The organism is Micromonospora sp. LOL_021 (assembly GCF_048060215.1).
Classification (GTDB): Bacteria; Actinomycetota; Actinomycetes; order Mycobacteriales; family Micromonosporaceae; genus Micromonospora_E.
Genome location: NZ_JBHMIN010000063.1, coordinates 20,001 through 31,088, shown reverse-complemented (window position 1 = coordinate 31,088; position 11,088 = coordinate 20,001). Strand labels below are relative to the sequence as shown.

At 72.9% G+C, this 11,088-nt stretch carries 9 protein-coding genes; 5 read left to right on the top strand and 4 right to left on the bottom strand.

Annotated elements, in window-relative coordinates; genetic code table 11:
• On the bottom strand, positions 1-529 hold a 529-nt coding region (locus tag ACFHWT_RS27840; protein WP_416597643.1), incomplete at its 3' end, for a cellulose-binding domain-containing protein.
• Between the two features lie 471 nt (positions 530-1,000).
• On the opposite strand from ACFHWT_RS27840, the gene ACFHWT_RS27835 reads away from it, so the two are divergent.
• Genes ACFHWT_RS27835 through ACFHWT_RS27815 form a run of 5 tightly spaced genes read left to right on the top strand, consistent with a single transcriptional unit; the run spans position 1,001 to position 7,774 of the window.
• Positions 1,001-1,861, top strand: a complete 861-nt coding sequence (locus ACFHWT_RS27835; RefSeq protein ID WP_416597642.1) for a glycosyltransferase family 2 protein — start codon at positions 1,001-1,003, stop codon at positions 1,859-1,861.
• A 3-nt stretch (positions 1,862-1,864) separates the two neighbouring features.
• On the top strand, positions 1,865-2,866 hold the full coding sequence (locus ACFHWT_RS27830; RefSeq protein ID WP_416597641.1) for a glycosyltransferase family 2 protein: 1,002 nt from the start codon (positions 1,865-1,867) through the stop codon (positions 2,864-2,866).
• A complete protein-coding gene (locus tag ACFHWT_RS27825; RefSeq protein WP_416597640.1) occupies positions 2,866-4,158 on the top strand; it encodes a glycosyltransferase family 2 protein in 1,293 nt (430 codons plus the stop codon). The genes ACFHWT_RS27830 and ACFHWT_RS27825 overlap by 1 nt, the downstream gene beginning before the upstream one ends.
• Complete coding sequence (locus ACFHWT_RS27820) at positions 4,155-5,507, top strand: lipopolysaccharide biosynthesis protein (protein WP_416597639.1); 1,353 nt, start codon at positions 4,155-4,157, stop codon at positions 5,505-5,507. Before ACFHWT_RS27825 ends, ACFHWT_RS27820 begins: the two co-directional genes overlap by 4 nt.
• Entirely contained in the window at positions 5,504-7,774 is a 2,271-nt protein-coding gene (locus ACFHWT_RS27815; RefSeq protein ID WP_416597638.1) for a hypothetical protein, read from the top strand. Before ACFHWT_RS27820 ends, ACFHWT_RS27815 begins: the two co-directional genes overlap by 4 nt.
• A 66-nt stretch (positions 7,775-7,840) precedes the next feature.
• Here the strand turns inward: ACFHWT_RS27815 and ACFHWT_RS27810 are convergent, their stop codons facing one another.
• The 3 genes from ACFHWT_RS27810 to ACFHWT_RS27800 form a co-directional block, all read right to left on the bottom strand.
• Positions 7,841-8,773 carry a family 16 glycosylhydrolase gene (locus ACFHWT_RS27810; protein WP_416597637.1) on the bottom strand — a complete coding sequence of 311 codons (933 nt, stop codon included), beginning with the start codon at positions 8,771-8,773 and terminating at the stop codon, positions 7,841-7,843.
• Positions 8,770-9,576: a polysaccharide deacetylase family protein gene (locus ACFHWT_RS27805; RefSeq protein WP_416597636.1), complete on the bottom strand. Its 807-nt coding sequence runs from the start codon at positions 9,574-9,576 to the stop codon at positions 8,770-8,772. The genes ACFHWT_RS27810 and ACFHWT_RS27805 overlap by 4 nt, the downstream gene beginning before the upstream one ends.
• A 372-nt stretch (positions 9,577-9,948) precedes the next feature.
• Complete coding sequence (locus ACFHWT_RS27800) at positions 9,949-11,028, bottom strand: endo-1,4-beta-xylanase (RefSeq protein ID WP_416597635.1); 1,080 nt, start codon at positions 11,026-11,028, stop codon at positions 9,949-9,951.
• Between the last annotated feature and the right edge of the window lie 60 nt (positions 11,029-11,088).

Genomic DNA, 11,088 nt, shown 5'->3' with positions numbered 1-11,088 from the left:
GCGTGGTCGGCGGGGCGGTCGTCGGCGGCGCCGTGGTCGGCGGGGCAGTCGTCGGCGGCGCGGTGGTGACCGGCGGCGGGGTGGTGCCGCCGACCTCGCCGGTGCAGGCGACGCCGTTGAGGCGGAACACCGTAGGAGCGGTGTTGGTGCCGGAGTAGCTCGCGTTGAAGCCGGGGTTGACGCTGGCGTTGGTGCCCAGCGAGCCGTTCCACGGGGCATTACGCAGAGTCACCCGATTGCCGCTCTGGGTGAATTCACTGTTCCACGCCTGGGTGATTTGCTGGTTGCCGGAGTAATCCCACTCCAGGGTCCAGCCACTCAGCGGGTCACCAAGGTTGGTGACGGTCAGGTTGGCGGTAAATCCGGTGTTCCACTGGTTGACCGAGTAGTCGACACGACACCCGGCGGCGGCGCTGGCCTGGGTGGCCGCGACGACGAGCACACCGGAGCCGAGTACGACCGCGGCGGCCGCGGACAGCCCGCGACGCATCCGCGAGCGCCCAGCGCCGCGTAGTGGGTTCAGGTTCATGCGGAGTTGTCTCCTCGCGACATAACTGGTCACCGGCACATCGGCCGGGACCCTGGTGAGGTCGATGCACCACCTGTCGTCGGATGGACGACTTGGCGGTCGAATCGCCGGCCGGAAGATCCGGTTGCCCTCGGCGAAACAGGTGTGCTTGGCTGGCTCCGCAGCGCCAATCGATCATCATCATGTCATGGGAACGCTCCCACCGCAACCGCCCGGAAACCTGCCGGTGACGAACCCGCCCGGCACGGCTCAGCGCACACGCCCGGCACCACCCTGATGCCGGCCCTGGTCGGACCGACTACGCCACGTCGGATGTGACCCAGCCAACCGACCTGCGCGACGCCCGAAATAACCGGCATATCAGGTTGTTGACCCCCGGTGATGGACCGCTAGTCAGTCCGGGCGGCTCGCGAACGGCCCCGCGTCGCCTGGTGTCCCGCGCCCCTCCCCCACCCCCCGGAGGACACCGGCATGTCCGTCTACGCCAACACCCGCGTACACCCGACACCGCCAGCGCCGCGCCCGACCCCGCCGCCGACCCGGCCCGGCGCGCACCTGCCGTCGGTGACCGTCGTCATCCCCACCATCAACGAGGAACGGAACCTGCCGCACGTCTTCGCCCGGCTCCCCCGGGACGTCGACGAGGTCGTCGTCGTCGACGGCGGCTCGGTCGACCGTACGGTGCAGGTCGCCCGCGAACTCTGGCCTGGGGTGCGGATCGTCCAGCAGACCCGTACCGGCAAGGGCAACGCCCTCGCCTGCGGGTTCGCCGCCGCGACCAGCGACATCGTGGTGATGATCGACGCCGACGGGTCGACCGACCCGGCCGAGATCCCACGCTTCGTCGCCGCGCTGCTCGCCGGAGCCGACTTCGCCAAGGGTTCCCGCTTCCGCGCCGGTGGCGGCAGCCACGACATCACCCCGCTGCGTCGGCTCGGCAACGAAAGCCTCAACGGCATGGTCAACCTGCTGTTCGGCACCCGGTTCACGGACCTGTGCTACGGCTACAACGCCTTCTGGCGGCGGGTGGTCCCGGCGCTGGACCTGCCGGACCCGACCATCCCCCGGCCCGCCGACGGCGGCAAGCTGTGGGGCGACGGCTTCGAGATCGAAACGTTGATCAACGTACGGGTCGCCGCCCACGGGCTGCGGATCACCGAGGTGCCGAGCATCGAGCACCTGCGAATCCACGGCGAGAGCAACCTCGACACGGTGCGCGACGGCACCCGGGTGCTGCGCACCATCCTCAGTGAGTTCGGCCGCGAACGCCGACTGCGCCGGACCCGCCGGCAGCGGACCGCCGCCGTACCGGTGACCGCCGAGGAGGGCTGAGCGATGCGTCGACCGACCGTCAGCGTGGTGGTACCGACCCACCACCCGGACCGGCTCGCCGGGCTGCGTACCGCCGTCGAGTCCGTTCGCCGGCAGGACCTCGAGCCGGCCGAGATCATCGTGGTGGTCGACCATCACCCGACGCTCGCCGACCGGATCCGCCGGGAGCTGCCCACGGTGACCGTACTTGACAACGCGTACCAGCGGGGTGTCTCCGGTAACCGCAACACCGGTGCCCAGCATGCCGGCAGCGACCTGGTGGTGTTTCTCGACGACGACGTCGTCGCCCACCCCGGCTGGCTGGCCGGACTGGTCGCCGCGTTCACCGACCAGAAGGTGGTCGGGGCCGGCGGCGCCATCGAACCCGCCTGGGAACGGCACCAGCCCGGCTGGTTCCCCGCCGAGTTCCGGTGGGCGGTCGGCGGCTCGTACGCCGGCCAGCCGGTCCGACCCGGACCGGTGCGCAACGTCTGGTCGGCCAGCATGGCGGTACGCCGCGACGCGTTTCTCGCCGCCGGCGGTTTCCGCACCGGCTTCGGCAAGGTCGGCAACCGGGCACGGCCCGAGGACACCGAACTCTGCCTGCGGATGGCCGCGGTCACCGGCGGGCAATGGTGGTACGTGCCGCAGGCAGTCATCTCGCACGGCGTACCCGTCAGGCACAGCACCTTCCGCTACTTCCTGCGCCGCTGTCACGCTGAAGGCCGCGGCAAGATCATGATGGCCGGGCTGCTCGACGGCGCGCCCAGCCTCGGCGCCGAGCAGGACTACCTGCGCCGTACGCTGCCCGCCGCACTGCGCCGGGAGATCGGCGCCGCCCTACGCGGGCTCGGCTACCGGCACGCCGCCCGGGCCGGCGCCATCCTCGCCGGCACCGCCGCCGCGGCCACCGGCGCACTGACCGAGTTCGCCGGCCGCACCGTACCGGCCCGCCAGCGACCGACCTGCGGGCCCACCGCCGGCAGCCCGACTCCGTCCCCACCCCCACCGATCGGAGCCGCCTGATGAACCCGCGTACCTCCGTGCACTTCCCGGCCGGCACCGCAGACCGGATCCCGGCCACCGTCATCGACCTGGAAGTCACCGACCGGCTCCCGGACATCCCTGGGACCGACCCGGCCGGCCGCCGGGTGGAACGCGCCTGGCTGCTGGTCCGGCAGTTCACCCAGCCGATCGGCGCGCTGCTGCTCGACGTACCGCCGCACGGGCTGACCGGCGCGGACCTCGCCGCCGCCGTCGACCGGGAGATCCCCCCGGCCGACCGGCCCGAACCCGGCTACCTGACCCGGCGGGCCGAGGTGCTCGACGACGCGCCGCACATCACCGTGGTCGTCTGTACCCGGGAACGGCCTGTCGGGCTGGCCCGCACGCTGGACAGCGTGCTGGCCCAGCAGTACCCCCGGTTCCGGGTGCTGGTGGTGGACAACGCGCCGGTCAGCGACGCCACCGTCCGGGTGGTCGCCCGCGCTGCCGCTGGCGGCGGGGCACCGGTCGACTACATCCGTGAACCCCGGCCCGGGCTGTCGCACGCCCGCAACCGGGCGCTACGCGCCACCGTCGGCGAGATCGTCGCCTGGATCGACGACGACGAGGCGGCCGACCCGCACTGGCTCGCCGAGATCGCCCGCGCCCTAGCCGACCACCCGCAGGCCGACGCGGTCACCGGGGCCATCGTGCCGGCCGAACTGGCCACTGACGCGCAGCTGTGGTTCGAACAGTACGGCGGGCACAGCAAGGGCCGTGGCTTCACGCCGGACGTGTTCTCCCCGGCCACCGCGCACCGGCAGAGCCCGCTCTACCCGCTGCCGCCGTTCGGCGCCGGCGGCAACATGGCCTTCCGACCCGGCGTGCTGGAGCGCGTCGGCGGCTTCGACACCGCGCTCGGCGCCGGCACCCCCGCGATGGGCTCCGAGGACACTCTGGCCCTGATGCAGGTGCTGGTAGGCGACGGCACCGTCGCCTACCAGCCCAGCGCCCTGGTCTGGCACCACCACCGCCGCGACCTGGCCGGGCTGCGCAACCAGCTGGTCGGCTACGGCACCGGGCTGACCGCCGCCTACACCAGCCTGCTGCTGCGCGAACCGCGGCTGCTCGGGCCGCTGCTGCGGCTGGCCCCGACCGCGCTGCGCGACACGTTCGGCGGCGGTGGCGGGCAGCGGCTGGCCGGACTGCGCGACGACTTCCCCCGCGAGCTGGTCGGCGCCAACCGGCGCGGGCTGCTCGCCGGGCCGGTCGCGTACCTGCGCAGCCGGATGGCCGACCGGCGGCTGCGCCGTCGGATGCGGGGCTGGCCGTGACCGCCGCCGGCACGACCGTCCCGCCGCCGGCCATGGTGGTCCGCCGCCCGGCGCTGCTGCGCAGCGCGGCGGCGCTGATGACCTCCACGGTGGCCAGCGCCGCGCTGGGGTTCGTGTTCTGGGTGGTGGCCGCCCGCTGGTTCGCGCCGGAGGCGGTCGGCCGGGCGTCGGCGGCGGTGTCGGCGATGACGCTGCTGGCCGGGCTCGCCCAACTCAACCTGATCAACCTGTACGCCCGGTTCCTGCCCGGCGCCGGTCGGCACACCCGCCGGCTGGTGCTTGCCGGATACGCCGCTTCAGCGGCGATGTCACTACTGCTCAGCGGCGGTTTCCTGGCCCTCGGCATGGGCACCGGCATCATCGGCCCGGCACCGACGCAGCGGCTGTTCTTCGTCGCCGCCGTGGTCGGCACGGCGATCTTCTTCATCACCGACGGGGTGCTGACCGCGCTGCGGCGGGCCGGCAGCGTACCGGCGAAGAACGTGATCGCGTCCACCGCCAAGGTGGCGCTGCTGCCGCTGCTGGCCGGCACCGCCGCCGGCGACGGCATGCTGGTCGCCTGGTCGGTGCCGATGCTGGCGACCATGCTCGGGGTCAACTGGTGGGTGCTGGCCCGGCTCGCCCCGGCGCACGCCCGCACCGCACCAGCGGCCCCGGCCCCGGCCCGGCGGGAGCTGCTCGGCTTCGCCTCCGCCGAGTACGTCAACGGGCTGCTCACCAACGCGGTCGCGTACCTGCCCCCAGTGCTGGTGGCCAGCGTGCTGGGCGCCACCGCCAGCGCCTACTTCTACATCCCGTGGGTGATCGGGGTGGCCGGTAGCACCCTGCTGTGGAACGTCGTCACCTCGTTCGTGGTCACCGCGTCGAGCGACGCGGCGGCGGCCCGGGCACATGTCGACCGGGCGGTCCTGCTGGTCGCGGCGGTGGTGCTGCCGGGTGCGGCCGTGCTCGCCGGGGCGGCCGGGCCGCTGCTGCGGCTACTCGGCGGGCAGTACGCCGCCGAGGGCGCCGACACGCTGCGGCTGATCGGGCTGTCGCTGCCGTTCACCGGGGTGATCCTGCTCTACTGCGCGTTCGCGATGATGGAGAAGCGGATGTGGCCGGTGGTGACCGTGCAGTCGGTCGGCATCGCCGCGTTCCTGCTGGTCAGCTGGGTCGGGTTGCCCCGGGTCGGAATCATCGCGCCGGCCGCCGCGCTGTGTATGGCACAGGCCGCGGTCGCGATCGTGCTGCTTCCCGGGCTGATCCGCCGCTACCGGGCCACCGGCGACGCGACGGACGCCCCGGCCTGGGCCCGACGTACCGCCGAGTCCGAGACCGCTACCGCCGACACCGGAGGTGCCGGATGACCGATCTCGCCCTGCGTCCCGTCCGCCCGTTCCCCGAGCCAGCGGCCGGGCCGGCCACCGCGGCCGCCGAGACCGCCCCGGCCGGCGACACCGCGCCCGACCCGCGTGCTGGCCGGACCGGTCAGGCGTACACCGGTCTGATCGTCGCGGTCCTGGCGCTGCTCGGCCTGGCCGCTGGCGCCCCGTGGCAGGCCCCGACCGCGGTCGCGTTCGCCGCCCTCGGCCCCGGTGCCGCGCTGCTCAGCCACCTGACCGTCCGGCCGGCGGCGACCCGGTGGGCGACGACCGTGCTGGCCAGCCTGGCCGGGTACGCGGCCGTGGCCACCGGGTCGGTCTGGGCCGGCTGGTGGCAGCCCAGGCTGGCCGTCGCCGCGATGGCGGTGGCGGTGGCGGCCGTCAGCGCCGTCGGCCTGCTCCGGGTCGCGCGAGCGGGTCGCGGCCCCGGTTCCCGCCCCGGACCGGTCCGACGGTGGCCCCTCGTCCGGCGGCCGGGCCTCGCCCGGCGGTCGCTGCTGGCGCATACCGTAGTGATCGGCGTGGCGTTGGCGCTGTGGTGGATCGCGGTGTCCCGCACCGATGTGGCAGCGGTGGGCGGTTTCGGGCTGCTCGGCACCGTCAGTCCGTTCTTCCTGGCCGCGCTGGCGCTCACCGTCACCGGCTTCGTCGCCGCGCTGGCCGGGCTGCGGCCCACCGCCGACCGGGCGACCGGGCGCGGGCTGGCCGCCGCCGGCTACCTGGTGCTGCTGGTCGTGCTGCTGCACGGCACCACCCCGCTGCTGCTCGACCAGCCGCAGTACGCCTGGACGTACAAGCACCTCGGGGTGATCGACTTCATCACGGCCGGCAACCCGGTCGACGCGGCGACCGACATCTACCAGCAGTGGCCGGCGCTGTTCGCCGGTGCCGCTCAGCTCGGCGCGGCCGGTGCCATCGCCCCGGCGACGCTGGCTGACTGGTCGCCGGTCTTCTTCAACCTGGCCGCCGCCCCGGTGCTGTACGCCATCGCCCGTACCCTCGCCGACGACCGGCGGGTGGCGTACCTGACCATGTTCGGGTTCTTCGCGGTCAACTGGGTGGAAGAGGACTACCTGTCCCCGCAGGCGTTCGGTTTCCTGCTCAGCCTCGGGGTGCTGCTGATCGTGCTGACCTGGCTGCGCTCGCCGGCCGGTGCCAGCGCACCGGACCGCCGCGGGGTCCGGGGCTGGGCGACGGTGGCGGCGTTGGCGCTGCTGGCCGTGCTCACCGCCGCCCACCAGCTGTCGCCGTACCTGGTGGTGGCGCAGGTGGCCGTGCTGGCCGCGCTGCGGCTGGTCCGGCCCCGCTGGCTGCCGCTGGCGATGGGCGCGGTCGTGCTCGGCTACCTGCTGCCCCGGTTCGGGTTCGTGTCGGAGGCGTTCGGCGTCTTCGACGGATTCGACATCTTCTCCAACGCCGCCGGCAACGCCGAGAGCTGGGGTTCGACCGGGCAGGCGTTCTCGGCGATCGTGGTCCGTACGCTCGCGCTGACCGTCTGGGCGCTGACCGTGCTGGCGGTGCTGGCGTACCGTCGCCGGCTGCGTACCGTGCTGGTGCCGGCGTTGCTGGCCGCCACGCCGTTCGTCCTGCTCGCGGCGCAGAGCTACGGCGGCGAGGCGATCTACCGGGTGTTTCTGTTCTCCGCGCCGTGGTGCGCCTTCCTGATCGCCCGCGCGGTGGTCGACTGGGCCGACCGACGTCTCGACCGGGCCGACCAGCGTCAGGTTGGCCGGCGTCGGCGTCGGCGTCGGCTGGGGCCGGCCGCGGCGGTGGCGGTGGCGGTGGCGCTCGGCGGCTTCGCCCTCGGTACGGTGCAGGGCCGGCACGGGCAGTTGGCCGTGGACCGGCAGACCGCCGACGAGGTGGCCGCCGCCCGCCAGCTGTACGCGACCGCCGAGCCCGGTGCCACCATCGCGGTCGCCACGTCCAATTTTCCCAGTCGGCTGACGGCGGCGTACCCGCAGTTCAACACCGACGTGCCGGCCGGCGAGCCGGACCTGGTGGTCGGTGCGCAGTTGCGCGGCGCCGCGCTCGACGGCGAGCACCTGCCGGCGATCGAGGAGTTCCTCGGCTCGTTCACCGGCGACCCGGCGTACCTGGTGGTCAGCGACGGGATGCGGCGGCAGTCCGACTACTTCGGCTACTTCCCGCCCGGCTCGTTGGACCGCCTGCAACAGTTGCTCGACGGCCGGGACGGCTGGTCGGTCTTTCAACGCAGCGACGACGTCACCGTCTACCGGTACGCCGGGTGACGGGCCGTCCGGCGGGATGCTCCGCCGGACGGCGTCAGGCCGGATGCTCCGATGCTCCGCCGGGCGTCAGGCCGGAGCGTAGATGGCGACCCAGTCGATCTGCAGGTTCACCACGTCCGGTGTGGTCTCGTCCGGGCAGGCCTCCCAGGTGTGCCCGCAGTACCACGCCTGGCTCTGCAGAGCCAACGCCATCGGCTCGTCCGGCACCTGGTCGCCGGTGATCGTCGCCCACGGCTCGCCGTCCAGGGTGTAGACCAGCCGATCCGGCGTCCATTCCAGACCGGCGGTGTGCCAGCGGGTGAAGTCGCCACCGACGTCGTGCCCGATCAGGTCGCCGGTCACCGGATGCAGCACCCCGTACATCCGGTCCCGGCCCTTGCCGTTGTCCTCGGCGATGTCGATCTCCGGCGGGTAGACGTTGTCGCCCGGCCAGAGCAGCAGCGCGTACGCGATCCCGGTGCCCTGGTCCATCCGGAACCGGATGTCGTACCGGCCGTAGCTGCGGGTCACCGCCCGCCGGTTGGACACCCCGCCGGTGACGTAGATGTTGTCCCGGCTGGCCTCCCGCCAGCCGCCGATGGTGAGCATGCCGGCTCCGACCGACACGTGGCCGGGGTCGAACCAGCCGCCCGGATCCCAGTCCGGCTGGCCGGAGTAGGCGAACCAGTCGTCGCTCAGCTCGGTGCCGTCGAAGTCGTCGACGAAGATCTGCCGCCAGCCGGGCAGATCGCCGGTGGGCAGGGCGATGCCGGACGGGTTCGTCGTCCGGTCGCCGCCGGCCGTGGTGGGTGGCGGCCCGGCCGGGGGCGGTCCGCCGCCGGAATCCGGCTGGCCGGTCCCGTCAGGCTGGTCGGGCTGACTGGTCTGGTCGGGCTGGTCCGGCTGGTCGGCACGGTGCTGCAGCAACGGGACCAGCACACCGAGGGTCAGTACCAGCGCGGCGAGGCCGGCGGCGACCGCGAAGGGGCCGCTGCGCCGCCGCCAACGGCGGGCCGTCACGTCAGCTGCCGGCCGGCCCGCCGGGCCACCCGCCGGGTGAGCCGCCAGGCGGGCTGGGCCAGTCGCTTCGCCTGCGGCACCATCCGGGGTCCGCCGGTGCGGACCAGGTCGAGCAGCGCGGCGCCGTCGTGGTCGTCGGTCGGCAGCAGCCGGGGTACGGCGAGCCGCCGGTCGCCCGGCCGGTACCGCCGTCGGCCCACCTCGCACGCGTTGTCGTGCCCGGCCCGGCGGACCGCCGCCCGGACCCGCCAGTCGTGGTAGCCGTGCGGATAGCAGAACGACCGGACCGGGGTGCCGAACCGCTGTTCGAGACGGTCCCGGGCGACGATGATCTCGTCCGCCGCCCGCTGCGGCGGCAGGACGTCGAGTGGATGGTGCAGCAGACCGTGCGAGCCGATCTCGACCCGGCCCGACCCGGCCACCGCGTCCAGCTGGGTCCAGTCCAGCAGTGGGCCGAACTCCTCGGCCCACTGGCCCAGCCAGTCGGCGTACTGCCCGAGGTGCCCGACCGACGGGTAGAGGGTGGCCCGGGCGTTCGCGGCGTCGAGCAGCGGCAGGGCGCGGGTGAGGAAATCGGCGTACCCGTCGTCGAAGGTTAGCGCGACCATCGACGGAGCCGGCCGGTTGCGGTCGATCGCCGCGTCGTCGAGCAGGTCGAGCGCCTCGCTGAGGCCGACCATCCGGTAGCCGGCGTCGGCGAGCGCGGCGAGTTGCTCGGCGAACCGGGTTGGTCCGACGGCGAGTGACCGCAGCGGCCCTCGGGCCGCCGTAGAGACCGAGTGGTACATCAGCACGGGCAGCACCGGTCGCACGGCGCTCGGGCGTGCCGCGGAGCTGTACGCCGGAGGCTCGGACCCGGTCATCCGGGCTGTCTACCCGACCTACGCGGGGCAAACCTGCTTCTCGCCCCTGCTCCTTGTCGCCGGCCGTGCTCGGCGTGACCGCCAAACCGGCCGTGGCTGAACTGGCTGGGGTCGGAGTTCGCCAGGGCAGCCACGGCCGGTGGTCGTTGGTCCGGCACTGGGGAGCATTGGACCAGCTGGAACAGCAGTGAAACTTCCGGGATCTGTCCGGTATTTTCGGCTGTCCTGTCGGTCAGGCTACGGCCGGACGGTACAGCGGTCAATCAATGCCGATGGTTACCAGGGTGCTGTCCAGTGGACGGTCTCGTGGCGTCATCGGCGCGGCGGCACGGCGAGGCCGAGGGTCGCCCGGACCGCGTCGTATGCCGGCTTCGGCTGGTACTCCTCGTCCAGGATGTTCGCCGCGCCTTCGCCGTCGAACCAGTCCGGGACCCAGGAGTACTTGTCGGTGAAGCCCCAGAAGGTGAACGAGTTGCACCGGTCCGCCAGCAGACAACCCTGCAGCAGGGTGTTGTAGCCCTGTGCCTGCGACTGCAGCTTGATCACGTCGGTCGGCATCGGCATCCGGACGTCCGCCTCGGTGACCGCGGTCTCCAACCCGAGCGCCTCGAACCGGCGCAGGTTCTCGGCGACGGCGTTCGCCGACCAGAAGCCGTACTGGATCCCGAGATGGCCCTGGATCCCCATGCCGTGCACCGGTACCCGTTGCCGGCGCAGTTCCCGCACCAGGTCGTAGTAGGCGGTGCTCTTCGCGCTGATGCCCTCTACGTTGTAGTCGTTGAGGAACAGTTCCGCGGTGGGGTCGGCCCGGTGCGCCCAGCGGAACGCGTCGGCGATGTAGGACGGACCGAGCTCCCGCAGCCAGATGGAGTCCCGCAGCTCGGCGTTGTCGTCGAAGATCTCGTTGGCCACGTCCCACTGGTGGATCCGGCCCCTGAAGTGGCGGACCGTCTCGGTGACGTGCTCGCGCAGGATCTGCCGCAGCTCGGCGGCGTCGATCTCACCGGACTCGACGCCCTCGGTCAGCCAGGCCGGGTTCTGGTTGTGCCAGACCAGAACGTGCCCACGGACGACCTGCTTGTTGCGGCGGGCGAAGTCGACCAGTTCGTCGGCCGGCCCGTAGTCGCGCTCGCCCCGGACCGGCTCCAGCGTCTCCCACTTCATCACGTTTTCGGCGGTGACGCTGGAGAACTCGGTGGCGATCCGGTCACGGTAGGTCTCGTCCTCGGCCAACGCGGTCATGTTGACAGCGGTGCCGATCTGCAGCTTGTTCCACTTGGCCAGGCCGCGCAGGGACTGGTCGGTGACGGGTGGCCCGCCAGCGGGCGGGCCGCCGACCGGCGGGCGGCCGGAGTGGGAGGTCGCGGAGGCGCTGGCACCAACCGTAGCCATCATGGCTACGGAGAGCACACAAGCGACGAGTATGCGGGTCGCCTTCATGGCATCCTTCCG